The 25,621-nt window shown below is 43.5% G+C and carries 29 protein-coding genes and 1 other annotated feature; all 29 genes read right to left on the bottom strand.

The window, feature by feature from the left end:
- Nucleotide 1: 1 nt before the first annotated feature.
- The gene (gene sfsA / locus BI182_RS01610) at nt 2-712 is read right to left on the bottom strand and encodes a DNA/RNA nuclease SfsA (protein WP_175440926.1); all 711 of its coding nucleotides are present in this window, start codon (nt 710-712) and stop codon (nt 2-4) included.
- The gene (locus BI182_RS01605) at nt 693-974 is read right to left on the bottom strand and encodes a DUF1292 domain-containing protein (RefSeq protein ID WP_070371104.1); all 282 of its coding nucleotides are present in this window, start codon (nt 972-974) and stop codon (nt 693-695) included. Before BI182_RS01605 ends, sfsA begins: the two co-directional genes overlap by 20 nt.
- Nucleotides 975-1,059: 85 nt before the next feature.
- Nucleotides 1,060-1,476, bottom strand: coding sequence for a Holliday junction resolvase RuvX (ruvX, locus tag BI182_RS01600; protein WP_070371063.1), 417 nt, complete (start codon nt 1,474-1,476; stop codon nt 1,060-1,062).
- 29 nt (nt 1,477-1,505) lie between these two features.
- Nucleotides 1,506-2,450: an aldo/keto reductase gene (locus BI182_RS01595; RefSeq protein WP_070371064.1), complete on the bottom strand. Its 945-nt coding sequence runs from the start codon at nt 2,448-2,450 to the stop codon at nt 1,506-1,508.
- Between the two features lie 113 nt (nt 2,451-2,563).
- Nucleotides 2,564-2,830, bottom strand: coding sequence for an IreB family regulatory phosphoprotein (locus tag BI182_RS01590; protein ID WP_014355374.1), 267 nt, complete (start codon nt 2,828-2,830; stop codon nt 2,564-2,566).
- Between the two features lie 97 nt (nt 2,831-2,927).
- Nucleotides 2,928-5,567 (bottom strand): alanine--tRNA ligase, encoded by a 2,640-nt coding sequence (alaS, locus tag BI182_RS01585; protein WP_286805050.1) that lies wholly within the window; start codon nt 5,565-5,567, stop codon nt 2,928-2,930.
- 90 nt (nt 5,568-5,657) lie between these two features.
- Nucleotides 5,658-5,883, bottom strand: a binding site (T-box leader).
- A 44-nt stretch (nt 5,884-5,927) separates the two neighbouring features.
- Nucleotides 5,928-7,001 carry an AI-2E family transporter gene (locus BI182_RS01580; RefSeq protein WP_070371066.1) on the bottom strand — a complete coding sequence of 358 codons (1,074 nt, stop codon included), beginning with the start codon at nt 6,999-7,001 and terminating at the stop codon, nt 5,928-5,930.
- On the bottom strand, nt 7,001-7,528 hold the full coding sequence (locus tag BI182_RS01575) for a PRC-barrel domain-containing protein (RefSeq protein WP_070371067.1): 528 nt from the start codon (nt 7,526-7,528) through the stop codon (nt 7,001-7,003). The genes BI182_RS01580 and BI182_RS01575 overlap by 1 nt, the downstream gene beginning before the upstream one ends.
- A 130-nt stretch (nt 7,529-7,658) precedes the next feature.
- On the bottom strand, nt 7,659-8,294 hold the full coding sequence (locus BI182_RS01570; RefSeq protein WP_286805047.1) for an acetolactate decarboxylase: 636 nt from the start codon (nt 8,292-8,294) through the stop codon (nt 7,659-7,661).
- Between the two features lie 74 nt (nt 8,295-8,368).
- The gene (locus BI182_RS01565) at nt 8,369-8,749 is read right to left on the bottom strand and encodes an iron-sulfur cluster assembly scaffold protein (protein ID WP_070371069.1); all 381 of its coding nucleotides are present in this window, start codon (nt 8,747-8,749) and stop codon (nt 8,369-8,371) included.
- Nucleotides 8,750-8,785: 36 nt separating this feature from the next.
- Entirely contained in the window at nt 8,786-9,994 is a 1,209-nt protein-coding gene (nifS, locus tag BI182_RS01560; RefSeq protein WP_070371070.1) for a cysteine desulfurase NifS, read from the bottom strand.
- A gap of 20 nt (nt 9,995-10,014) precedes the next feature.
- The gene (locus BI182_RS01555) at nt 10,015-10,422 is read right to left on the bottom strand and encodes an RrF2 family transcriptional regulator (RefSeq protein WP_084633598.1); all 408 of its coding nucleotides are present in this window, start codon (nt 10,420-10,422) and stop codon (nt 10,015-10,017) included.
- A gap of 157 nt (nt 10,423-10,579) precedes the next feature.
- A complete protein-coding gene (locus BI182_RS01550) occupies nt 10,580-12,781 on the bottom strand; it encodes a bifunctional 4-hydroxy-3-methylbut-2-enyl diphosphate reductase/30S ribosomal protein S1 (protein WP_242871600.1) in 2,202 nt (733 codons plus the stop codon).
- A gap of 61 nt (nt 12,782-12,842) precedes the next feature.
- Nucleotides 12,843-13,424, bottom strand: a complete 582-nt coding sequence (locus BI182_RS01545; RefSeq protein WP_148636603.1) for a lysophospholipid acyltransferase family protein — start codon at nt 13,422-13,424, stop codon at nt 12,843-12,845.
- A complete protein-coding gene (cmk, locus tag BI182_RS01540) occupies nt 13,421-14,074 on the bottom strand; it encodes a (d)CMP kinase (RefSeq protein ID WP_070371073.1) in 654 nt (217 codons plus the stop codon). Before cmk ends, BI182_RS01545 begins: the two co-directional genes overlap by 4 nt.
- Before the next feature lie 33 nt (nt 14,075-14,107).
- Complete coding sequence (locus BI182_RS01535; protein WP_286805039.1) at nt 14,108-15,343, bottom strand: BaiN/RdsA family NAD(P)/FAD-dependent oxidoreductase; 1,236 nt, start codon at nt 15,341-15,343, stop codon at nt 14,108-14,110.
- Nucleotides 15,344-15,365: 22 nt separating this feature from the next.
- Nucleotides 15,366-16,268, bottom strand: coding sequence for a MurR/RpiR family transcriptional regulator (locus BI182_RS01530; protein WP_070371075.1), 903 nt, complete (start codon nt 16,266-16,268; stop codon nt 15,366-15,368).
- Between the two features lie 2 nt (nt 16,269-16,270).
- The gene (gene mnmM, locus BI182_RS01525) at nt 16,271-16,882 is read right to left on the bottom strand and encodes a tRNA 5-(aminomethyl)-2-thiouridylate-methyltransferase MnmM (RefSeq protein WP_286805036.1); all 612 of its coding nucleotides are present in this window, start codon (nt 16,880-16,882) and stop codon (nt 16,271-16,273) included.
- Nucleotides 16,842-17,240 (bottom strand): hypothetical protein, encoded by a 399-nt coding sequence (locus BI182_RS01520; RefSeq protein WP_250933534.1) that lies wholly within the window; start codon nt 17,238-17,240, stop codon nt 16,842-16,844. Before BI182_RS01520 ends, mnmM begins: the two co-directional genes overlap by 41 nt.
- Nucleotides 17,237-17,926, bottom strand: coding sequence for a pseudouridine synthase (locus BI182_RS01515; RefSeq protein ID WP_286805129.1), 690 nt, complete (start codon nt 17,924-17,926; stop codon nt 17,237-17,239). Before BI182_RS01515 ends, BI182_RS01520 begins: the two co-directional genes overlap by 4 nt.
- A gap of 14 nt (nt 17,927-17,940) precedes the next feature.
- Nucleotides 17,941-18,591: an SMC-Scp complex subunit ScpB gene (gene scpB / locus BI182_RS01510; RefSeq protein ID WP_286805033.1), complete on the bottom strand. Its 651-nt coding sequence runs from the start codon at nt 18,589-18,591 to the stop codon at nt 17,941-17,943.
- A complete protein-coding gene (locus tag BI182_RS01505; protein ID WP_286805031.1) occupies nt 18,581-19,321 on the bottom strand; it encodes a segregation and condensation protein A in 741 nt (246 codons plus the stop codon). Before BI182_RS01505 ends, scpB begins: the two co-directional genes overlap by 11 nt.
- Complete coding sequence (locus BI182_RS01500; RefSeq protein WP_286805029.1) at nt 19,321-19,962, bottom strand: site-2 protease family protein; 642 nt, start codon at nt 19,960-19,962, stop codon at nt 19,321-19,323. Before BI182_RS01500 ends, BI182_RS01505 begins: the two co-directional genes overlap by 1 nt.
- A gap of 212 nt (nt 19,963-20,174) precedes the next feature.
- Nucleotides 20,175-20,723, bottom strand: a complete 549-nt coding sequence (locus BI182_RS01495) for an NUDIX hydrolase (RefSeq protein WP_228881078.1) — start codon at nt 20,721-20,723, stop codon at nt 20,175-20,177.
- Nucleotides 20,710-21,192 carry a transcriptional regulator NrdR gene (gene nrdR / locus BI182_RS01490; protein ID WP_070371081.1) on the bottom strand — a complete coding sequence of 161 codons (483 nt, stop codon included), beginning with the start codon at nt 21,190-21,192 and terminating at the stop codon, nt 20,710-20,712. Before nrdR ends, BI182_RS01495 begins: the two co-directional genes overlap by 14 nt.
- 5 nt (nt 21,193-21,197) lie before the next feature.
- Nucleotides 21,198-22,250, bottom strand: coding sequence for a cell division protein FtsZ (gene ftsZ, locus BI182_RS01485; protein ID WP_035356806.1), 1,053 nt, complete (start codon nt 22,248-22,250; stop codon nt 21,198-21,200).
- A gap of 267 nt (nt 22,251-22,517) precedes the next feature.
- A complete protein-coding gene (locus tag BI182_RS01480) occupies nt 22,518-23,363 on the bottom strand; it encodes a cell division protein FtsQ/DivIB (protein WP_070371082.1) in 846 nt (281 codons plus the stop codon).
- Complete coding sequence (gene murG, locus BI182_RS01475; protein WP_070371083.1) at nt 23,363-24,466, bottom strand: undecaprenyldiphospho-muramoylpentapeptide beta-N-acetylglucosaminyltransferase; 1,104 nt, start codon at nt 24,464-24,466, stop codon at nt 23,363-23,365. Before murG ends, BI182_RS01480 begins: the two co-directional genes overlap by 1 nt.
- A gap of 3 nt (nt 24,467-24,469) precedes the next feature.
- Nucleotides 24,470-25,609 (bottom strand): putative lipid II flippase FtsW, encoded by a 1,140-nt coding sequence (gene ftsW / locus BI182_RS01470; protein WP_250933543.1) that lies wholly within the window; start codon nt 25,607-25,609, stop codon nt 24,470-24,472.
- Between the last annotated feature and the right edge of the window lie 12 nt (nt 25,610-25,621).

Raw genomic sequence — 25,621 nt, 5'->3', positions numbered from 1 at the left:
GTCACACCTCTTTTACAGTCTCTTCTGATAAAACAGTTACAGGCAACTCGCTGATCATTTCTATATTTACTCCATCAATATCACAGGAAAGCGCACGGATCTCTATTCCCAGACTATGACATTGACCCAATAAACGTGAAAATTTGGGATCCATTTTTTTGTTCGGTTGAAACGATTTCGCATCATTGCGTTGCACAACAAAAATAACCCCGGCATGGTACCCCTCCTGGTGAGCCCTGAGTAATTCGGCAAGGTGTTTAGATCCCCGCTCCGTTGGTGCATCGGGAAACATGGCAATCTGATCCACCACCAGATTGACGCTTTTGACCTCGTAATAGGCATATTCGCCACCTTTAAGACAGGCCAGGTCAAACCGACTGTTGCCGTAGGTTACTTCTTGCTTGAGTTCTGAAACATCTGCTTGAGCGTTTAAAAATTCGTAGGCAATCTGGTTAGCCAACATCGAATTGACCGAGACCCAATGGCCGTCTTTTTCGACCAGCAACAGGGTATAGTCGGTTTTACGATGCGGCGCCGGATTCCATGCCAAAATGGCCCGTACCCCAGAAACAAGAAGCTCGCTCATGCGACCGGTATTGGGCACATGAGCGACGATCTCTTCCTGATTAATCATTACCTTGGCAATAAACCGATTGGGTCGGCTAAGAAATATCCCACTTACAAGGGGATATTTACTCAACTTCACCTTCATCTTCGTCTTCCTCAAAATCTTCGTATTCTTCGTCCATAATGCGATCATATTCCGCTTCAATTAAAGCAAATTCTGCTTCATCTTCAACCGGAACCAGAATTTCTCCTTCTTCGTCTTCATCGATAAAGAAAGCAAAAACATCATCACTTTCTTCACCTTCGGTTAACAGCACATAGGTCTTTTCGCCGAGCGGAAATGAAATCTCTAAATCAAACTCTCTTGCAACGCCATTTTCATCTTCTAAAATAATTTTTTCTTCCATATCAACTTCTCTTTCAACTTTATTTTTTTCGTTCATAATCTTGTAATTATACCTTTTTATGCTTAAACAATCCATTATTTATGAACTATTTAACGGCCCGATCCATATAGGATTGGAGGATCATCTGGGCAGCCAGCATATCAATGTAGTCTTTGCGGTTCTCCCGGGAAACGTTACCTTCAATCAGCACTTTTTCAGACCAGGATGAGGTTAATCGTTCATCAATGTAGATGATTTCAATCTTCAGCCGTTTCTTGATAAACTGACAAAAGTTTATTGTTTTTCGGGTTTGAGCCGATTCTGAACCATCCATATTCAGGGGCAGTCCGGCTACTACTTTTTTGATCTCATATCTGGCAATGAGGTCACGAAACGCTTCTAAATCATCATCCCGGGTCTTTCGCTTAAGGGTCATCACCCCCTGGGCAGTAATCTGTAAGGGGTCCGTCACAGCCACCCCAATCCGTTTGTCGCCGACATCAATTCCTAAAATTCTTTCCATTCATAATCCCATCTGTTTATTTTGGCTGTTTAAATCACCTTAATACAAAAATCTCTGCAAGCAGCACTGCAATAGCAACAAAGCACACATTTCTTTTGATCCACCCGAGCTTTGCCATCCGCTACGCTCAGGGCCTGCTGGTTACAACGCCGCACACATTCCCCGCAACCGCTGCACCAGTCACTGATATGCAGCTTTTTGGGAGCACTGGCAACCGCACTCTCCAACCCTTCGGGTATCACTTCACCGTTAAATTTTTTTACATTATACTGCACTTCGTCAACTGATTGAACCCCAATGGCAATGGCATCCAGATCGCTTAAATTTAAAACAAACTCAAAACTGGCCTGTTTTTGAGAAAGCAAATTCCCGCCACCTAATGGCTTCATCCCATAAATGCCCTTCCCCAGGATTTTGGCCTGATGAATGGCGGCGACCATTTCATCCGTCGTTCCATCTTCAATACCGATACCAGTCAAATTGATCAGTGGATGAATCACCTCCAATTCGGGAAAAAGACTGGCCCCAGAAACACCTTCCACCCGATGGGTGGAAATCCCAATGGCTCTGACTTTTCCCGCCTGTCTTGCAGCAATCAACGCCTCGATGGCTTCCCAATGACCTTCGATGGTTTTGCGACTTTCCTGCTCATGGAGCAGGTAAAGATCAATATAATCGCGACCCAACTCAGTCAGGGCCCGATGAAGACTTTTCTGGACCCCAACTGCTGTATAGTCATAGGACTTTGTAGCAATCACCACCTCATGCTGCATCTGAATTGCCTGCCGCAAGTGATCATAATTATTATAGAGATCGGCGGTATCAAAGAAATTCACGCCACCATCTAAGGCGGCAGCGATGATTTCCCGACTCTCCCGAAGGGGTTTGTTCTTCTGAAGGGGACCTATGGTCAAGCTACCAAAGCACATTCGCGATACCATAATGCCGGTATTACCAAGCGTATTCATTTTCATCTGCAAATCGTTTCCTAACCACAAGCTTAATGTTTGTGCGCCTTTGTTTTCCTTAACCTAAGCAAAACAAAATAGGACTGCCTCGGTTGAGACAGCCCCAATTTATCAGCCTACTAAATACTTTTTAAGTAACGTCGTACAAGTTCCTCGAGTAACTCATCCCGTTCAATTTTCTGTATGGCATTTCGCGCTTCTCTGTGACTTGTGATATAGGTCGGATCTCCTGACATGACATAACCTACAATTTGATTGACGGGGTTATACCCTTTTTCAACTAGAGCCTTATGTACATTTCGCATCACTTCGTCGATCTTCTGAGACTTTTCGCTATCGACCTCAAACATAATGGTTCCTCGATCAATCACCGTATTTTCTCCCATTGTCATCTGACCTCCTTCACAATCAATTTATATCATTTTAACCCAAAGCAAAAGAAAAGACAAGTCATATGACGTAATTTTTCTTATTCTTAATAAATTAGTTTAATTGCTCGCGAATGCATGTCTCTCCCTTTGCCAGGGATTCTGCCAGTTTTTCTGGTAGTTTCCCCCCAGCCTGCGCCATATCCGGGCGTCCTCCACCACCTCCGCCAGCGATTGTCGCCACTTCTTTAATGACTTTACCAGCGTGGAAGCCGCGTTTAACGATGTCCGGAGTAGCTGTTGCAACAAAATTAACCTTACCATCCAGCGCACTGCCCAACAAGACAACCCCGGAGCCCATTCGATCTTTTAATAAATCCCCGATGGTTCGCAGCTCTTCCATGGGCATTTTTTCCACTTCAGCAATGGTCACCTGAACACCACTGATGATCTCCATTTTCTGGTGAATATCCATAATCGCATTGCCGGCAAATTTTTGTTTCAGTTCGGCAATGGTTCGTTCCTTCTGTTTGTTGGTTTCAACCAGTTCCGTTACTTTTTCCAACAATTGATCGGGATTGGTTTTCATCAGGTTGGACACCTCAATCAGGGTGTCGTCCATTTTTTCGACCAGATGCCAGGCGTTAAAACCGGTTGCCGCTTCAATTCGACGGACACCGGCTGCTACACCGCCTTCACTGATGATCTTAAACATCCCCACCTTGGCTGAATTACTGATATGACAGCCGCCGCAAAGTTCGGTACTGAAATCACCAACCTTAACAACCCGGACAATCTCACCATATTTCTCGCCAAATAAAGCGGTTGCTCCCAGTTCTTTGGCCTTGTCAATATTGGTTTCAAAAATCGAGACATCATAAGCTGCTAAAATAGCGGTGTTAACAATATCTTCCACCTGTCGTTTTTCATCCCGGGTCATCGCCTGGAAATGGTTGAAGTCAAAACGTAAACGATCCGGTGATACAAACGATCCGGCCTGTTCGACATGATCACCTAAGACCTGTTTTAAGGCTTTGTGCAATAAGTGGGTGGAGGTGTGGTTTCGCTGTACCGCATCTCTTAATTCTTTATTAACCTCGGTAATGACGCTTTCGCCAACCTTAAAGGTTCCCGATTTAACGATCCCGGAATGAATATGGCGGCTCAGGCTGCCTTTTTTACAATCACGGATTTCAATTAAACCATCGCCTTTTTGGATCACGCCATGATCGCCGGTTTGTCCGCCACTTTCAGCATAAAACGATGTCTGATCAAGTAATACCAACACCTCATCTCCGGCCTTGGCTTCATCCACCAGGGCTTCATTCACATAGAGCCCTAAGATGGTTCCTTCAGCTTCGAGGTTATCATAGCCGACAAAGGTATTAACCGCATCCGGACCCAGAGGATTAAAGGGATCGTCCGCCCATACAGCCAGATCACTGTTCAAACGGTCCTGGCGAGCCCGTTCACGCTGTACCTGCATCTCTTTTTCAAACTCGGACTCAAAAATATTAAGTCCCCGTTCCATAATAATCTCTTTGGTCAGATCAAAGGGGAAACCATAGGTATCATAGAGTTTAAATGCGCCTTGTCCAGGAAATGTTTTTTCTTCCATTTCCAGTAGTCGATCAATCTCTTTATTCAAAATGACCAGACCCTGATCAATGGTTTCTTTAAAGCGTTCTTCTTCAATCCGGATCAGTTTTTGAATAAAGTCCTGTTTTTCACGCAGTTCGGGATAAGCGCCTTCCGAAACCCGAATTGCCTCTTTGGCCACATCATATAGGAACAGATCCTTGATCCCCAATAATTTGCCGTGACGAACAGCCCGACGCAGCAACCGCCGCAATACATACCCCCGGCCTTCATTTCCTGGCATGACGCCATCCGCTATCATAAAGGTGACACTACGGATATGGTCAGTAATAACCCGGATTGAAATATCATCCTGAGGGTCATCGCCATAAGCTACCCCGGCCTTTTTACAAATATAGTTAAGCACGTGGCCAACCGTATCTATTTCAAAAATCGTTCCGACCCCCTGCATCACGACGGCCAAACGTTCCAATCCCATCCCGGTATCAATATTGGGCTTGGGCAGAGGATTATAGTTGCCCGCTTCATCTTTATCAAACTGGGTGAAGACCAGGTTCCAGAACTCAACATAGCGGTCGCAATCACAGCCAACCCCACAGGTGGGACTGTCACAGCCAAATTCTTCGCCACGATCAAAATAAAGCTCGGAACAGGGACCACAGGGTCCTAAACCATGCTCCCAGAAATTATCCTCTTTTCCCATCCGGACAATCTTATCTTTGGGAATACCGACGTCCTCATTCCAGATTTTAAAGGCTTCATCATCATCCAAATAAATAGTAATCCAGATCTTATCTTCCGGTATTTCCATCACCTTGGTGCAAAATTCCCAGGCCCAGGGAATTGCTTCTTTTTTAAAATAATCGCCGAAGGAAAAGTTCCCCAGCATTTCAAAAAACGTCCCGTGCCGGGCTGTTTTTCCGACATTTTCGATATCCGGGGTACGAATACACTTCTGACAGGTGGTAACCCGATTTCGGGGCGGAATTTCGTCGCCGGTAAAATAAGGTTTCAGCGGTGCCATCCCCGAGTTAATCAGTAACAGGCTCTTGTCATTAATGGGCACTAACGGAAAACTGTTTAGCCGCAGATGTCCCTTTTCTTCAAAAAATGCCAGATATTTTTCTCTGATTTCATTTAATCCTAATGGTTTCATTTTTTCTCCTATTCAAATTTTTGATTTTTAATTGAAAAGCTTTTAATGCTTTCCGGTGTTTGTAAAAACAAAAAAATCCCCTGCAAGTCTGCAAGGGACGGTTTAATCCGCGGTACCACCCAAATTAGCTGCGAATAATCGGCAACTCACTTTATCAATAACGGTTTCCCGACTGAAAATACTAGTAGAACTTTTATTTCAACTTTCTTCTCAGTTGCTCGAACGGGGCAACTCTAAACCAACGATAAAAGACTTTCAGCCGCGTCTCTCTCTCTGAAATGGTTGTATTTAGAGCCTTCGTTCTCAATGCATTTTAATATTAACCTGTAAGGATGATTATATTAATTCCATATTTAAATGTCAATCCTTTTTTAGATCCGTGACGTCTTTTGAGGCAAATAAGGAAATAATATAACCACCAATTACCTTAATCGTACCCATTATCGGCACTGCCATAATCATCCCGACACCGCCAAACATGGCGCCGAAAAAGAAGATTGAGAAAATAATAAAGACCGGATGAAGCCCCACATTGCCGGACATCAGGGCTGGTGCCAAAAAATTGCCGCACACTACCTGAACCACGCCAATCACAATCAACATTGGAATCATCATCATTGGATTGGTGAATAGTACCAGCAGCATAATCACAATGGTACCCACCGCTGGTCCAAAATAAGGCACCATCGTGGTAACCCCGGCGATTACGCCGATAATACTGGCATAGGGGAGTCCCAGAAAAAAAGCGCCAATCCCGGTGGCAATCCCAGCGATCAGCGAAGTCAAACCCTGTCCCTTGATAAAACCGCCAATGACCAGATCAATATCACAACACATTTTTAGCATACTATTACGATACTGTAGTGGAACCAGATACATAATCCCCTTAATAAAGAATTCTTTATCGATCATCAGAAAAATGGTCACCAGTGGAACAATGATAATGTTCATCAGCTGCCCACTGTTCTGAATCAGCGCATTCGAAATCCCCTGAAGTGCTGTTGCAAATCCCTGCAGGACATTTCCCAACACTTGCTCCAGATTGAAAAACTGAGTAATATCATATCCAGTAAAATTTGAAATATAGTCCGATAGATTGGTTATGTAGGTCTGCATCTGCGTTACAAAGCTTGGAATGCTCTTGATCATACTGGCTATATTGGTAATCAGACTGGGAATAAAACTCATGAAAGCGCCAATCACCAGTGCCAGAACCGCAAAAAACACGATCAATACCGAACTGCCCCGGCTTAACCCTTTATTTTCAAGAATCCTGACCAGTGGATTAAGCAGATAAGCCAACACAATCGCAAAAAAGAAGGGTGCGAACATTCCGGCCAGCGTTGGCCAGATAAAAAAGCACAGCGCCGCAATTAAAACGACGACAATAAGGTTAAGAAATAACAATCTCTTTTTGTTTGATGAATCTTCCATTATTTAACCCCCAGCAATTTATTGGCGATGCCTGTCCCCTGATTTTTAAACCCGATATCAAACATCTCTTTTTCGTAATATAAGACCTGATCCTTATAGACCAGATCAGCGGCCGGAATGATCGCAAAGCCATGATCGATGTCATCAAAAAAACTTCGGGAAATTTCATATTCAGTAATAGCAAATGTATCATCTTCAATGGTCGCATTAACCACGTGCCCAAAAGCCTCTCCGTTTATATCCACGACCTGATAATCCATCAGTGGAAAAGCCTCTTCCAGATACGCTTTCACTTTTTTGCCGTTGACTTTAATAATGTCTTTTTCGTTTCCGATCACCATCCGTTTGTAATTAACGTCGACAATATTTTCAGGTTTGAAAAACTGAGCCTTGGAGAGAATACCGCCGGGATTGATCACCAGATATTTCACAACGTGATCCACCACCACCAGACTCTTGACCAGTCCATGACGTCGGCCATTATTTTGAGAAATAACCACCACATTGAGTAAAATGTTCGCTTTCATTTTGTGTTCCTTTCTTTTTTTGTCATTGTGTTTATTTTACCCTATTATTGTTTATCTTACCCTATTATTTTTTTTATGGCAATGTCGATTTTTCTTTTTTTATAAACAAAAGGACGCTCTAATGCAACTTCTATTTAATAATCGCCAATTCGTCTTTTACATTAAAGACTACATTGAGATGCCTGGCGCTGAAATGATTGACATGGCCGCCGATTTTTTTATCATCAGAGATAAAATGAAAGTGCCACCCCACCACGTTTATACCCTGCGCCGAGGCCGGGCAAAAAATCCCTACCAGGCAACCGCTAATGTTTTTTAAAACCACCACCGATTGGTCACTGACAATTCTATCCAGCGCTTCATAGGGCTTTTTCTGGGGCCACACTCCATGAATCTCAATACTCTCAAATTCCCCTGAAATTCTGGCCAATATCGGGTTTTCAGGATGGGCAATAGCGTGATTAAGCTTTTCACCCGCACAAATCATATCGCCGTTTATTGCCAATATCTGACCCTCACATTTCCCCAAAGCACCCAGGGTTGCAAAAGGTGTTGTGTCTGCCAAACCCGCCACTTCAATGGAGCAATCTCCTAACGCACGATATACCACGCCATCGACAACAATCATTTCGCCATTGAGTTTATCAAACGTGCCAAATCCGGTGTCGCCAAAGGTTAACATCTTTTTTATCGAGATTATTCCATCATACCCTTTGTTTTTAAAAGCCGTCAGCGTTGAAACCTGAAATAGTTTATTATTCCTCATGCGAAGTCCTCCATATTTTCAAAAGAAAGACGCAGTCTCCAGTAACAGAAACTGCGTCTTTGCCGTCTATATGACTATTGTTGTGCTTTTTTATTGTGATAGTCTTCAATCGCAGCCTGAATCGCTTCCGCTGCCAGCACTGAACAGTGAATTTTTTCAGCAGGCAATCCGCCTAAGGCATCAACGACATCCGAGTTTTTAAATTTTCCCGCTTCTTCAATACTCTTACCGATAATCATATCGGTAGCCATGCTACTACTGGCTACTGCAGCCCCGCAGCCAAAGGTTTTAAAGGACGCATCCTCGATGATACCGTCATCGTTAATCTTCAGGAAGATTTTCATAATATCACCACAAGCAGGGCTGCCAACCTGACCAATACCGTTTGCTCCTTCAATCTCACCCACGTGTTTGGGACAGGTAAAATTCTCCATTACTACATCTGTATATTCCATTTTATTTTCTCCTTGTTTATATATTTTAGTTTATTTTTAATGATGATGGTGGTCGGCTTTATCAAAAACCGCATCATCAATCGGACAATCGGCATTGATTGGGGACATTTTTCGCAATCGCTCAATAATCTGGATCAGATTGTCAACTACATAGTTAATATCTTCTGCTGTTGTGTGTTTGCCAATCGTAAGTCGCAGTGATCCGTGGGCAACTCCCGCCGGTAAGCCAATCGCCAGCAACACATGGGATGGATCCAGCGACCCTGATGTACAGGCCGACCCACTGGATCCAGCCACGCCGATGATATCCAAACTGAGTAGAATCGATTCCCCCTCAATATAATCAAAACAGAAATTCACATTTCCGGGCAACCGTTTTTCCGGATGACCGTTTAAACGAACCTGCGGGATATTATCCATGACCCCTTTAATCAGCAAATCTCGTAATTTCTTCATATGAGCAGCATTTTCTTCAAGCTGTTCCGTGGCCATTTCGGCGGCCTTACCAAAAGCCACTATTTCGGCGGTATTTTCTGTCCCAGCCCGTTTTTTTCGCTCCTGAGCGCCACCATGGATTAAATTATCAATGGGTACCCCTTTTCGAATAAATAAAGCACCGATCCCTTTCGGGCCGTATATTTTATGCGCCGATACCGACAATAAATCAACGTTTAAATCCTTTACATCAACCGGGATATTCCCCAGGGCCTGAACCGCATCGGTGTGAAAAATAATTCCTTTTTCCTTGACAATCTCGCCAATTTCTTTGATCGGTTCAATGGTTCCGATCTCATTGTTGGCAAACATGATTGTCACCAGAATCGTGTCTTTGCGGATGGCATTTCGTAAATCATCCAACGAGATCAAGCCATATTCGTCAACCGGCAGATAGGTTACTTCAAAGCCCTGCTTTTCCAGATATTCACAGGTGTGAAGCACCGCATGATGCTCGATGGTAGAAGTGATAATGTGTTTTCCCTTAGCCTGATTTTTCATGGCAATGCCTTTAATGGCCCAGTTATCGGCTTCTGATCCACTTCCGGTAAAATAAATTTCCCGGGGATCGGCGTTGATGGCTTTAGCAATCTGGAGCCGGGCTGCCTCAATGCTTTTTTTAACGCCCCGGCCTTCGGTGTAAACGGAAGAAGGATTTCCGAAATATTCGGTAAAAAATGGCAACATGGTTTCAACAACGGCTGGATCAACTGGCGTTGTTGCGGCATGATCTAAATATATTCGTTTCATAACAATTACCTCTTTCTTGATTATTTACTTAATAAGTCCTGTAATGTGCGATTGTCAATGACATTACTGATACTGTCGCTAATATCTTTCCAAAGCCCTCTGGTCACGCACTCCGGTGATTTGACACAGGTAAGCTTCCCACCGCCATCAATACATTCTGCTAATTCGATCGGACCTTCAAGTGCTCTGATAATTTCACCAACAGTAATATCACCAGGCTCCCGAGCTAACACATAGCCACCCCGGGCACCTCTAATGCTTTTGACCAGACCGGCGTTTTTTAAGGTTGAAAAAAGCTGTTCCATGTAAGAATCCGAAAAATTTTGCTTTTCGGCGATTTCCTTAATTGAAACCGGACCATCTCCAAATTGAAGCGCCAATTCCACCATGGCAAGCACACCATATCGTCCTTTTGTTGAAAGTCTCAATTGCAACACCTCCCTGGATTATTTCCGAGTATTCCACCGGGATTTAATGTCATTATAGCACGAATTTTAAATTTTTCAAGAGGTAAATAAAAAAAGTTTCAAAAAAAAGACCCAAGCTCCGGAAAACCAGAGCATGGATCTTTTAATTAATGCATTCTTATTTTTCGTCTTCGCTATCTCCGAAAAGACCATCGAATAAGTTACCGAATGAATCCCCAAGAGTTACATTAGCGGTTTCTTCATAAACTGTTTTATTCCGATTGTTGCTGCTATGGTTTTGTTGCGGTCTACGATTTCTATCACCGCCACCATAGTTGCTGGATCTTTCGCGATCACCTGAACTGGCATTGCTGCTGTTACTGCTTCGTGGTGTAGGAGCCGGACGTGCAGGCGCTTCTTCAGTTGCTTTTTTACTTAAGCTGATTTTTTCTTTTTCAGGATTAATGCCGATGATTTTTACTTTTAAGACATCACCAGTATTTAAAACTGAAGCAACCGATTCAACCCGGTTGTAGCTGATTTCAGAAACGTGAATTAAACCTTCAACACCTGGAATCACTTCAGCAAAGGCACCAAAATCTAAAATGTTCGTGATGGTAACTTCTACTTCATCATCAACATTATATTTAGCAATGAAATCATCCCAGGGACGATCCATTAATGCTTTAACGCTTAATTTGATTTTTTTGTCTTCATCATTTTTAGCGATTACCTTGGCTTCAATTTCCTGGCCTTTTTCAACAATATCTTTCGGCTCATTAATTTTTTCCCAAGTCAGATCGGAGCGATGAACAAACCCATCGATACCGTCAAGATCGACAAAGATTCCGAAGTTCGTAATGGTTTTAACCACACCCTTGACGACATCATCCACGTTTAATTCGTCAAAACGCTTGTCTTTCATTTCTTTGACTTGTTCCCGACGTTCTTTCATATCTTTTTCCAGAATAATTTTTTGAGAAAGAATCGCACGACGTCGTTTAGGATTGTAATCAATGATGATCCCTTTAACTTTTTCGCCGATCAGGGTGTTCAAATCTTTAACGTAACGAACATGATATTGTGACGCTGGCATATAAATATCGGTAAATCCGATATCAACAATTAAACCATTTCCAGAAATATCTTTGATTGTTCCTTCTAAGATCGTTTTATTATCAAAGGCGTCACTTAACTGTTTCTGTACGAGACGGTTATCATATTTGATTTTTGAAAGTTTTACATTTCCTGAACCCTCATTTAAATCCGTTACGATACACCAAACCTTGTCTCCTAATTGTACAAGTTCAGATAATACCTCATCGCTTCTCCATGTGAAATCATTCTTTTTGATGATACCATCTGCTTTGTAGCCAATGTTTAAGATTACTTCATCTTCGGCAATGTGGATAACTTCACCTTCGATTTCAGCACCCCGACGAATTGTTTTTAATGATTCTTCAATTTCAGCAGCGAAATCGAAATTAGCATCATCATACTCGTCTTTTTCAATGGTTTCCACCACTTCCTCAACTACAACAGGTGGCTGTTCTTCAGTCGCCACTTCTACGACCACGTTTTCCTCAGCAATTTTGTTTTGCTCTTCCATACCTTCCAATACCTCCTTAACGATCCAATCCGGTGTTGACGCTCCTGCCGTAATACCAATTTTTTGGTATTTCATTACCTCAGAGAGATCTAAATCCCGGATGGTTTCTATGTGACAAGTTTTTTCGCAATGGGATTTACAGATATCCACCAATTTTTGGGTGTTCGAACTGTGGTATCCACCGATTACGATCATATATTCTACTTCTTTTGCAGTTTTTGCTGCCGCTGCTTGTCTTTCAGCGGTGGCACTGCAAATAGTATTAAATATAACAACTTCTTTGACTCTTGACCGGATCGCATCACAAATTTCATTGAATCTGGATTCGATGATGGTGGTCTGAGCCACGATACATATTCTATCATATCTTTCAATATTTTCCAACTGATTTATATCATTAATTATTAAAGCTTTTTCCCTACACCAGCCGTTAGCTCCAATTACCTCCGGATGATCCTTGTTTCCCACAATAACGATCTGATATCCGGCCGCATCATGGCTTTCAACTTTTTTTTGAACCGCCCGAACAAAAGGACAAGTGGCATTGATGATAGGAAGTCCTTTTTCCCTGATCGCTTCAATAATATTCTTGCCAACCCCATGTGAGCGCAGAATGATACAGCCGCTATCAATGTTTACAATATCCTCGTCTGCAATAATTGTTACGCCCTGATCAGCCAAACGGTTGGTTTCCTGACGGTTATGGCTGATGGGTCCCAATGTATATATTTTTTCCGGACCGGACTCAAGTGTATCCTGAACCATTTTCATGGCGTTTTCGATTCCAAAACAATAACCCGCCTTGTCGGCTATAATTATTTCCATATTAACCTCAAGTCAATTCCAATCCATAAACTGTATCCATAATTTTCTCACTGAGCTGCCGGGTTTCTTCATCTGTCAGTTTTTTTCCATAGTATTCTTCCAGATAAACGGGCTTGCCAATAATAATTTCGATTTTACTTCTAAACCGGTAGTGTCCTTTGATCCGCACCGGAACAATCGGCGATTTTGTCTTGATCGCAAAGACGACAAAACCACTGGCCGGTGGGGTTCGATCTTCCGGGTTAACCCGATGCCCTTCCGGAAAAATCCCCAGAACCTTGTCTTCCTTGAGAATTTTTAAGGATGTCTTAATGGTTTCCACCCCGACCTTTTCGCGATTAACCGGAAAGGCATTGACCTTTTTGAAAAACCAGCTCAACAAGGGATTTTTAAACAGCTCCGCCTTGGCCATATAGTGGATTTCCCGGGGGGTTGTAAAGGAAATGACGACCGGATCAATATTACTGATGTGATTGGGGCAGATCAGTGCACCACCGCTCTTTGGAATGTTCTCCTTGCCGGTAATGGTGATTCGAAAAAGAATCAAACTAAGCAGATAAGTTAAAAATCGGCCAATTTTATAAATCATCGGCAAACCTCATCAATATAGGTTTTCATTTCCTGGTATACTTCTTCGATGCTTTTCCCGGTGGTGTCAACGACAATGGCATCGGCAACCTTCACCAATGGACCTTCTGAGCGATTGCGATCATTCGTGTCGCGCTTCTCGATGTCGTTTTTGATTTCTGCCAGCGCTTTACCGTTGCCTTTTTCATCCAATTCAATTTTTCTGCGTTTTGCCCGTTCCAGAACATCGGCATCCAGAAAAAACTTCACTTGCGCATCCGGTAAAACCACTGAACCAATGTCTCTACCATCCATGACCACCTCATGATCTTTGGCATATTCCCGTTGTTGAGCAACCATCAGATCCCGAACCGCTTTGATCCTGGCCACATCGGAAGTATGCCGGGAAACCAGGGGCGTCCTAATTTCCTGGGTAACATCTTTTTCATTACAAAATACCTGATTCCCCTCAAAGCGGATCACAGTCGACTGGGCAATTTTTATAATATCATCCTCGTTATCAAAACGATCACCGATCTGATTTAAAACGCAATGGGCAATACACCGATACATGGCACCCGTGTCCAGATAAGTCATGTTATAGGCGGCGGCTATTTTTTTTGCGATCGTACTTTTTCCTGCGCCAGCAGGTCCGTCAATGGCAATTTGCATCTTACTCTCCCTCTTCCAATTCTTTACAAAAAACTATTTAACTGCGTTTCCAGCCAGCCATCCAGTGGAAACAGCAATTTGAATATTATAACCACCGGTCAGAGCATCGACATCGAGCATCTCTCCAGCGATATAAAGATTTTTAATCTTTTTTGATTCCATCGTTCCCGGATCCACCTCTTTAACATTCACACCGCCAACGGTAATAATGGCTTCATTAAAATCCCGCAAACCGGCAATGCCGATTCTTAACTGTTTAAAGCACGCCACCAGCTTTTGTCGCTGTTCTCTGGTGATCTGGTTAACCTTAACCGCCGGATCAATCCCCGACAGGGCTACCATCACGGGAATCATTTTCGATGGCAACAAATCCCCCAGCGCATTTCCAAAATCCTTGTTCTGATATTTAAGAAAATCCCGTTGAATCCGGGCATCCATTTGATCAATACTTAAAGCCGGTTTTAAATCCAATTCCAGACTATAATCTTTGGTATTCCCTACCATATAAGAACTTAGTGATAAAACCAGCGGACCTGAGATTCCAAAATGGGTGAACAGCATCTCACCCAGCATTGACTTGACCTTTTTTTGTCCCTTTGGTGTTTTTTTATATAGGGTTAATACCACATTTTTCAGTGCCAGCCCCTGTAGATCTCGGGGCCAATCTTCTTTGCTATTAATTGGCACCAATCCTGGGGACAACGGTGTGATCTGATGCCCGCTTTTTTCTAGATTCTTAAAAAAATTACCGTCCGAACCGGTGGATGGGTAACTCTTGCCACCGGTTGCCAGAATTACTGCGTCATAACTCCGGGTTTCGCCGTTTTCCAACACAATTCCATTGACGGTATTATTGACAATTAACAGATCAATTATTCTGGTATTTAAATAAATCTGGCAACGGTTGTTTTTTAATGCCGTCTTAAAGCCGCTGATGACATCACTGGATTTATCCGAAACCGGAAAAACCCGATCTCCCCGCTCAATTTTTAAGGGTACCCCATTTTTCTCAAGAAAGGTCATGAAATCCACATTGGTATATGAATATAAGGCACTATACATAAAGTTGTGATTGTGAACAATGCTATCAAAATAGTCGCCGATGCCAACAGCATTCGTCAGATTACAGCGACCTTTTCCGGTGATATAGAGTTTTTTTCCCAGTTTTTCGTTGCTATCATACAAATCAACCTGATGCCCTTTTTCCGCCGCTGCCACCGCCGCCATCATGCCGCCGGGGCCTCCGCCAATTACTGCTATCCTACTCATTGATTATTTTTCCTTTCCCGAACTATTTTTCCAATTCATCGCCGGTGTAAATATAATGCTCTCGCCAAATTTCTTCAAGTTCATTAAAGGTTTCTCTGGTTTTGCCAATATTTCGAAGCCCCACCGAAATCACCAGGGCATTGATGAGCGATAGCGGTGCCACCAGTGAGTCAACAAAGGAGTAAACATTGCTTTTAGCAATCAGCCGATGTTGGGTAAATACATTGATCGGTGCATTCTCATTATCTGAAATCGTAATGATTTTTACCCCTTTGTTTTTTAAAAATTCAACCGCCTCGTAAGTTTTTTGGGCATAGCGGGGAAAACTGATGGCAATAACCACATCTTCTTCATTAACCCGGATCAAATGCTCATAGATATCGGACACTCCATAATTGACCACCCGCACATTATCAAGAATCAGATTAAGATAATAACCAAGATGCTCAGTTAGCAGGGTCGTCGTCCGAAAACCGATGATAATCACTTTTCGGGCATCAAGAATCAGATCAATGCAGGACTTGAAAATTTCATAATCAAACTCCTCAAAAGTGGCATTGATATTTGATAGATCTGACTTTAAAACATTTTGCACGGTTTCCTGCAAGGCTTTTTCTTTTTGCTCATTTCGCAGGGTCATGTCAATTCGCTCGATGGTTGTCAGCTTGCTGTTGATTTCATTTTTTATCGCTCGACGAAACTCCGGATAACCTTCATATCCCAAGGTTACCGAAAAACGCACCACCGTTGCTTCACTGACGCCGACACTTTTTGCCACTGACACCGCCGACATTTCAGCCGCATTTTCATAATGGCTGAGCATAAAATCAGCGATTAATTTATGGGATTTACTGAGCTTTGGATAGCGCTTCTTAATTGCTGAAAAAATATCCCGGCTTTCTTTTACACTTGAAACATCTTTCATTTCTACCTCGTTCTCTGGATGATGACTAATGTCGGGGGGGATTTTCGATTTAATGTTTGAAAATGATGGGCCACAAAAGGGGTTTCCAGCATTTCGCACCAGCCAATCACTGCCTGCGCTTCTTCTGATCCCCCGGGATGCCCCGGATAAAGACAGATGGTCATCATTCCTCCAGTCGATAATAGTCGCAATGCGCTATTAAGTGCTTTGATCGTTGTTTCACCTTCTGTAATAATAGCTGGATCACCGCCGGGGAAATAGCCAAGATTAAACATGACTGCTTTAACAGCCTGCTCGCCTACCCCGGCATCAGCTAGTCGTATTCTTATAAATTCGTGACTATCACATATCAGCGTTACGTTATCTGCAGATTTGCTATTATCCAGCAAACATTTAGTCTGTTGCAACGCAACCGCCTGAATATCAAAAGCAAAAACCCGGCCGCTTTCACCCACACATTGCCTCAGGAACAGCGTATCCTGACCGGTTCCAGCGGTGGCATCAACTACAGTGTCTCCCGGTTTCAGTACCGGTCGCAAAAATTCCCAAGCCAGATCAGTGACCCGCAATGGCTTATTTATCACTGCAACCGGCACAGGGTTTGAAAAACTCACCGACAAAATCCCGATGGATCAGCATTTCCCCTTCTTCTGTTAATTCATGATCTTTAAAGTATGTGGCAAATTCGCCAGTGGCCCCCTGTACCGATAGGGTTGTACAGCCTTCTTCAGCCATTTTATAAAGCAGGGTTCGAATAATGCCATCAAATACCGCCATCGCCTGATCCCCCTGATAGGTCATAATCATCTCGTAAATATCAACCTGTTCTTCACCATAAAAAAAGCGCACGGCTCCCAAAACTTCAGACTTGGCTGTGTCCTCTGCCACGATATACAGATCCCGTTCTTTTTCTTTTTCTGGAAACAACGCCTGAATTTGACTAAAGGCTCTTGGAAATCCTATTTTTATCATTGCTTTTCTCCTTTTAAATAAGTAATTTCGTCATGATTTAAATACCGCCATTCCCCAGGCTTTAGCTTTCCCAAGGTCAGCTCACCAACGGCTACCCGCTTTAAGTCAATGACCGGGTGACCGATCGCTGCGCACATTTTGCGGATCTGTCGTTTTTTTCCTTCGTGAATCCGCATTTCCAACAGACTGGTTTGTCGGTTTACTTTGAGTACCTTGATGGCAGCCGGGGCAGTGTGGTAATCCTCAATATCGATGCCGTGACGGAAGGCTTCCAGACAGCTGTTGTCAGGACAGCCCTTGACCAGGCCAATGTAGATCTTTATAAACTCATGACTAGGGTGAGTCAGCCGGAAGGTCAGATCGCCGTCATTCGTCAGCAGCAGCAGACCTTCGGTATCCATGTCCAGGCGTCCGACAGTGTAAAGCCGTTCTTTTATCGGCACCAGATCCAGCACCCGCTGACGACCATGAGTATCCTCTGAAGTTGATAAGACCCCTTTGGGTTTATTGACCATAAGATAGATTTTTTCCGAGGTATTGAGTCTTTTTCCGGCAACGATAATGTCATCTTGTTCCGGCTCAACCGGGAAACCCGGCTCATGAATCGTAATCCCATTGACCTGAACCAGGCCCTTCTGGATCAATTCTTCAGACTTTCTCCGGGATGCCACCCCGCATTGCGCCATGTATTTTTGAATTCTCACTGGGCTGCCTCCAAAATCCGGGCATCACCCATGGTTTTTTCCAGCATCCCAGCCAGCAACGCTTCACTGGAATCTGCTGAATCTTGCGTTTTGGTCTTGAGTAGTGCCAGATCAAAGCTTTCCTGTTTACCCTGGGAAAAAACCTCAAATTCCGGCAATTCTTTTAAACTGCTTAAGCCCATGGTTTTTAAAAAGGCGTTGGTCGTTTTATAAAGAATCGGTCGACCCGGGGCTTCCAGGCGGCCGCCATCACAGATCAGTCCCCGATCCAGCAAACGCTGAATCGCACTGCTGGAGCTGACTCCCCTGAGTTCATCAACGGCCAGCCGGGTAACCGGCTGACGGTAGGCAATAATCGCCAGAGTTTCCAGAGCAGCCCGGGATAAACCGGTTTTTTCCTGTTGGCGGGTAATTTCTTTGATGTACGCATAGTATTCCGGTTTTGTGGAAAGCTGGTAGGTATCCTTTGTTTGAACCAGACGAATGCCTCTGGCTTTTGATTGATAATCCTGTTTTAGAATCTCCATCGCAAATTGAACTTCCGCTACCGATTTATCGAGACATCGGCACAGTTCCGACATCGATACCCCATCGCCAGCGCCGAACAGAATCCCTTCGATGACGCCAGCCAGTTCATCACTGTTCATTATCCTCCACCTCCCTATGTATTTGAAAATCTATAAACACCCGATTTTGAAGCAGTCTAAGCCCACTGGTCTTAACCATCTCCAGCAACGACAGCAGGGTTACCACCACTTCCTCCCGAGAAATGTCCGGATGAAGCAGCTCTGAAAAGCTGACTCCGGCATCGCCAGCCTGAAGCAGAATCTCCGTTATTTCGGCAATTTTTTCTTCAATACTGAATAATTCCCGGATGATCTTCTGCGGCGGCGCAATCGCCTCATTCTCCTCTTCCTTCTGAAACAAGAGTCGTTTAAAGCACTGTTCCAGGGCGTAGGGATCAATAACCAGCGGCGCCGCTTCCGTATTTTGTGGAATGTACTCCGGATCGCGATAAATGGCACAAAGCTCCTCTTGCTCCCGGGACGCAAAATAACGACTGATCTCTTTAAAGACCTTATATTCCACCAGTTGACGAACCAATCTGGCCTGAAGATCTTCGGCGTCTTCCTGCTCGGTCTCGGTTTTTGGCAGTAATGCCTTGGCCTTGATCTCCAGCAGTCTGGCCGCCATGACAATGAACTCACTAGCCACATCCATATCCATGTCCTGCCAGCTTCGAATCTGCAATAAATACTGATTGGTGATGTCAGCGATGGAAATGTCACAAATATCGATCTTGTTTTTCTGGATCAGATTGATTAACAGATCCAGGGGCCCTTCAAACGTCTCCAAACTAACTGCATATGCCATCATCAGGACCAGATCAGATTAAAAATTGGCAGTAATATCGCAAAAAACAGGCTCGATATCCCATTAATAACAGGATTGATAATGAGTCCCAATAACCCGGTAAATGCCAGAACAAAAATTGCAATCATGCCGTAGCGCTGATATTTATAGTAAGTCATCAATGCTTTTGGCGGTAAAAATAAAACCAGAATCTGGGATCCGTCCAGCGGTGGAATCGGAATAATATTAAAGACCGCAAACATAATATTGTAAATATAAATATACTGCAGCACCAGCATCAATACTTCATTGTTAAGCGGAACCACTGCCAGATAGGCAGCCATTCCTAAAAATGCCAGAATCAGATTGGTGAGCACCCCAGACAGCGATACCACAATCATGGCTTTCTTGCGATCTTTGAAATTTCCGGGATTGACTGGTACCGGTTTGGCCCAACCAAAGCGAAACAGCAGCATTGAGATGAATCCCAGGGGATCGATGTGTTTCAGCGGGTTTAAGGTTAATCGCCCGGCATTTTTAGGGGTTGGATCCCCCATTGAATCAGCGGCATAGCCGTGAGCCATTTCATGAAAACTGATGGCAATCAGTATTCCCGGAAGGCTCAATATTAGATTATAAAAATAGTCTGGTGTAAAATTAAACATTATCCTTACCTCGTAATTTGACATTGCATCTTTGATTTATTCAAACCGCATTTCCATTGAAGCTGCCGCTTGATCAAACCAATTTTACTTTTTTGCTGCTCCTACTCTTAGTTGTTCATTAGATAAGCCAAAGCAATGATGCATAATACAAAATAGATGATTTATTCTAATGCTCTGCATCGAAATAAACCATCTATCCTCATTGAACATTATTACTTTGCTATCATTCTTCTGGCGGCAATGGTAAAATAATAACCCAGTGCTGCCACGGTTTTTCCGTCAATGAACTGTCCGTTAATAAACAGAGTCCGCACCGTCCGTACGGGGATTTTAACAACTCGAATATACTCATCGGGATCTTGTTCCAGAGGATCCCAAACAAACTCCGTCGCACAAAATAGGGTAATTTTCTCCGTACAATAACCAGGCGTCGGAATAAACTCACCCAGTCTAAAAAGATTAAGTGGCCGATAGCCAATTTCCTCCCGACATTCGCGAATCGCTGCTGCTTCCGGATCTTCTCCGTTTTCCAGAAGACCGGCCGGTAGTTCGGTTAGTAGTTGCTGACTGGCAATCCGATACTGTTTAACAAAAAGCATCTGGCCATCTTTAATCGCCAAAACGGCTACTGCCCCCTGATGCTCAACAATCTCCCGCTTTGACAAGCTGCCATCGGGGAGTTCAACTTCATCAATCCGTAGCTTAACAATCCGGCCATCATAAATAGCGTCGCTCTTTATGGTTTTTTCAAACTGTTTCATGTCCACCCTCGGTCTGTTTTTCAGAAATCAATCGCTCCAGTTCATCCATAAACGAAGCAACATCCTTAAATTGTCGATATACTGAGGCAAAACGGACGTAGGCGACCTGATCCATACTCTTTAAGGCAACCATCACCTGTTCCCCAATCAACGAAGAGGGCACTTCTTTCATTTCGCTCTGGTACAGACTTCGTTCCAGATCATCAACCACTGTTTTAATGGCATCAATGGGCACCGGTCGTTTTTCACAGGCCTTAATCATACCATTAAATATTTTGTTTTTATCAAAGGCCGTTCGCTGACCGCCTTTTTTAACAACAATCAGAGGAATGTTCTCCACCCGTTCGTAGGTGGTAAACCGTTTATTACAGCGGTTGCATTCCCGACGACGGCGAATCATTGTTCCTTCTTCAGATGGACGGGAATCGACCACCTTACTGTCATCAAACGCACAATACGGACATTTCATCGGGATTATTCTTGAGTCAGAAAATCTGGAATTGAAAATTCACCAACGGAATCATTGGCGCTCTTGACAACTTTTTTAATAACGGCCTTCTTTTCTTTTTCACCGCCGGATAAAAAACCGGTAGCGATAACGGTAATCTTGATTTCATCGCCAAGCGATTCATCAATGGTGGCCCCAAAAATAACGTTGGCATCTGGATCTGACGCTTCTCTGGCGATGCTGGCAGCCTTATCCACTTCAAATAATGACAGGTCTTCACCAGCAGTGATATTAAGCAGTACACCGGTTGCGCCATCAATCTGAGTTTCCAGTAAGGGACTGAGAATCGCCTGTTTAGCAGCCTCTTCAGCACGGTTATCGCCGGTTGCCCGACCAACGCCCATATGAGCGAGTCCGGTGTCCTTCATAATTGTTTTGACATCGGCAAAGTCAAGACTGATCAGACCTGGCATAGCGATCAGATCGGAAATACTCTTAACCCCCTGAAGCAAAACATCATCAGCCAATTTAAAGGCATCTTTTAGCGAGGTTGATTTATCGGCCATTCGTAATAAACGGTCATTTGGAATTGTTACCAGTGAATCAACATTTTCCTGTAAAAACTCACTGGCGATCTGAGCATTACGCATCCGCACCCGGCCTTCAAAAGAGAATGGCTTAGTGACCACACCAATGGTTAAGATGCCCATATCTTTGGCGATTTTTGCAATAATCGGAGCTGCTCCAGAGCCTGTTCCACCGCCCATACCAGCTGTTAAAAACAGTAGATCGGTGTCTTTGATCATATCGGCAATGGCATCTTTGCTTTCTTCAGCAGCTTTCTGTCCAATCTCTGGATTCCCTCCGGAACCGAGTCCCTGAGTGATTTTTTCTCCGATTTGAAGTTTCTTTTCAGACAAAGCTAAAGCCAGGGCTTGCTTATCGGTATTGATTGCAATAAAATCCACGCCCTTCATTCCGGCTTCAATCATGCGATTAATGGCGTTATTTCCGCCACCACCAACACCTATAACCCGAATTTTTGCAAAATTATCGTAATTCCCATCTAATTCAAACACTTTTATTCCTCCTCTTACTAAACAGCTTTCCCTACTAAATTGATATTACTTGTATCTTTTTTTCTGAAACACTTAGCTAATTTCAGTTGCTTTTAATCGTTTAAAACATCGCTTTCCCCCATTCGGGCTTAAAGAAATGTTCACCCCTTTATATTAACCTTTATTGACAAATTTTTCAACTATTGAATAATAAATTAAGTAAAATAACGTTAATATTTTATTGTTCACAATAATGTCTTGCCGAAATGCCGGGATGTAGCAGAATCTTTAGCGGGGTTTAATGACTGGTTTTGTCCCTGCGGCCAGATTAATAATCATGTTACTGGTGTTTTTATCCAGATTGGTTTGAATGTAAGCCTTATTATCGAGATAATTATTATAATCCCAAAGAATAATGACGGTTCCATTTTTAGTGACAATTTCGTAAGTGTTCACATCCGTCATCCGCACTTCGGAAATCTTTGCCAAGTTACCATCACTTTTCAAATCTTTCAGAATATTCATAACGGTATCAAAGCGCCAGTAGGGCTCAACCACCACTTCCTTACCGATCTCCGATATCGATACCGCATCACTGCCAAAAATTAATGGGATATCCGTTTTTCTTAAATACTCCCCGTCTTCAATCAGTTTTTTGTCTTCAGTGAGATAATAAACCTTGTTATCATAATTGACTGCACAAATCGGTACCGACTCAACCATGCGGATCAGAATCTTATTGGGCATGATCTTTGAAATTTCCAATTCATCCAGATTCATCAGGGCATTAATATTGTAATTTGCCTGATTGACATCGATCAAAAAAATACTTTCGCCCACGTTGATGCCTGATGCTTTTACAACGGTCTCAGTATCAACAATCTCATTTCCAACCACTTCTATTTCAGCAACATTAAATATTCCCAGATTAACAGCCTGATAAGCGCCAAAACTGATCGCACCAATTACCCCTAAAATAACCAGAATGGTAGTCAGCCCTTTCATGATCCGTTTTCGCTTATTGGCCTTTCGTTGCCGACGCCGTTGCTCCCGAAGTTCCTGCTTTGTCGGCTCGTGGTTTTGCGGTTTATTGATGATTTTTTCTTTGGGTTTCTTCTTCTTTGATCGTTTCATTAATTCTCCATTAATTTCTTGATTTCATCATAAATCCGATCTCCGGCATTATTTATACTGAGCGCTTTGGTAATTTGACCCATAGTCTGACGTTTTTTTTCGTCATCCAACAGCGTTTCAACCGTTTGAATCAGTAGCGCTCCAGTCAGATCTTTGTCTTTAATCAGAACCCCGCCGCCCGGATCCGTAATCACCCTGGCATTGAATTCCTGATGGTTTCCGGCGGCCATTGGGTAAGGTACCAGAATTGAAGGTACTCCCACCGCTTGAATTTCCGCCACTGACATGGCACCCGAACGGCTGATCACCAGATCCGCCGCCCCTAAAAGACGATGCACCTCATTACTGTAAGCTTCAACGAAAATATGACCGGATGGGAAAAGCCCCAGGTTTTGAACTTCTTTTTTGATCAACTGGTACTGATCTTTCCCGGTCAAATGATAAATGACCCGATCCTCCCGATTCTGATATGATGCAATCAGCGATAGCGCACTCTGATTGATGGAGCCAGCACCCTGGCTCCCACCCATAATCAGCACCATTTTTTGAGCATCAGAAAGGTTTAAGTGCTTTCGCAATTCGCAGCGGTTGATCTGATAATATTCTGCCCGCACCGGGTTTCCGGCCAGAAAGGTGCCTTCTCCGGGAAAGTATTGTTTTGCCTCATTAAAACTGATGGCAATTCGGTCGACCCGTTTGCCCAGCATCAAATTTGTTTTGCCGGGGTAGGCATTCTGTTCATGAATCATCGTTTTGATCTTTCGACGACTGGCAATTAAAAGCAGGGGTCCAGCGGTAAAGCCGCCAGTACCAATCACCAGGTCGGGCTGATGTTTGGCAATTATTTTTTTGGCATCGCTGAGTCCGTCAAAAATTCCTTTAATCGCTGCCAGAGTTTCCAGGGAAGCTTTTCGTTCAAAGCCCCTGACCCGAATATACTCAATCGGATAGCCATACTGGGGAATTATATTTTTTTCCATCCCAACCAGTGATCCAATAAAAATAATCTCGGCGCCGGGATTTTCTGTTTTTATCTTTTCAGCAATGGCCAGTCCCGGATAAATATGTCCCCCGGTTCCGCCAGCTGCAATCAGTACTTTCACCGTCTACCTCACAATCTTTTTCTTTTTCGCCGCTGGTTTTCTGGTCAGCTCCAATTTCTTGCCAAGATCAACATTTCTGGAAATATTCAGAATCGGCCCCATCATCCCGAATAGAATAACCATCGAGGACCCACCGGCACTGATAAAAGGCAGGGCCATCCCGGTTACCGGGATAATGGCTGAAGCCACCCCAATATTAACCAATACCTGAAATGCCAGTAGCAGCATAACACTGCTGGTATACAGATAGGCGAAGGTGTCCTGAGATTTTTGGGCAATCTGAAAGCCCCGCCAGATGACAAAGGCATACAGCCCCAAAACCAGCAAACAGCCAATAAAACCGAATTCTTCGGCGATGTTGGCAAAGATAAAATCATTCTGTAACTCCGGTAAAAACAGATACTTCTGTTTGCCATTACCCAAGCCCCGGCCAAAAATTCCACCCGTCCCAATCGCTAACAGCGACTGGGAGATCTGGTAATCATACCCACCTTTGCCCAAAAAAACATTGAAACGATCGAGCCGCCAGGGTTCGGCGATCATTAAACCGACCACCGCCAATAATCCAAAGCCCAGATAGGGGTAGAAAAGTTTAAATTTTATCCCGCCAAAATAAAGCACCCCACCGGCGGCCAGAGCAATGGCCATGGCTGCACTTAGCGATGGTTCAATGGCCGTCAGCCCGCAGATCAGCCCCAGCGGCAGCATGCAATTTAATAAAAATGGCATGTTTTCTTTAATAATACCGGGTTTTCGGGAAATAATGGTGCTGAAATAAAGTATTACAGCAACCTTGGCTAATTCTGATGGCTGGAAGGTGGTCACTTTAAAATCGATCCACCGCCTGGCATCATTTACCTTCAGCCCGATTCCCGGGATTAAAACAATAATCAATAGAAAAACGGAAATCACAATGCCCACCAGATAGTATTTTTTATAAATCCGGTAATCGATCCTGCTCATAATCCCCATGACAGTCACACCCAAAATGACAAAAACCAGTTGTTTCAAGAACAGGGCGTAGCCTTTTTCACCACTGATTGTGGATGAGTACATGCTGGCACTGAATACCATAATCACCCCAATACCCGCTAATATCATCAAAGCAATCAAAAAGGGGCGATCTATTTTTCCATTCTTCATGGTTTACTCCTC

The organism is Acetobacterium sp. MES1, assembly GCF_002237635.1.
Classification (GTDB): Bacteria; Bacillota; Clostridia; order Eubacteriales; family Eubacteriaceae; genus Acetobacterium; species Acetobacterium wieringae.
The sequence above is the reverse complement of the archived record's forward strand: the minus strand, read 5'-3'. Positions and strand labels throughout refer to the sequence as shown.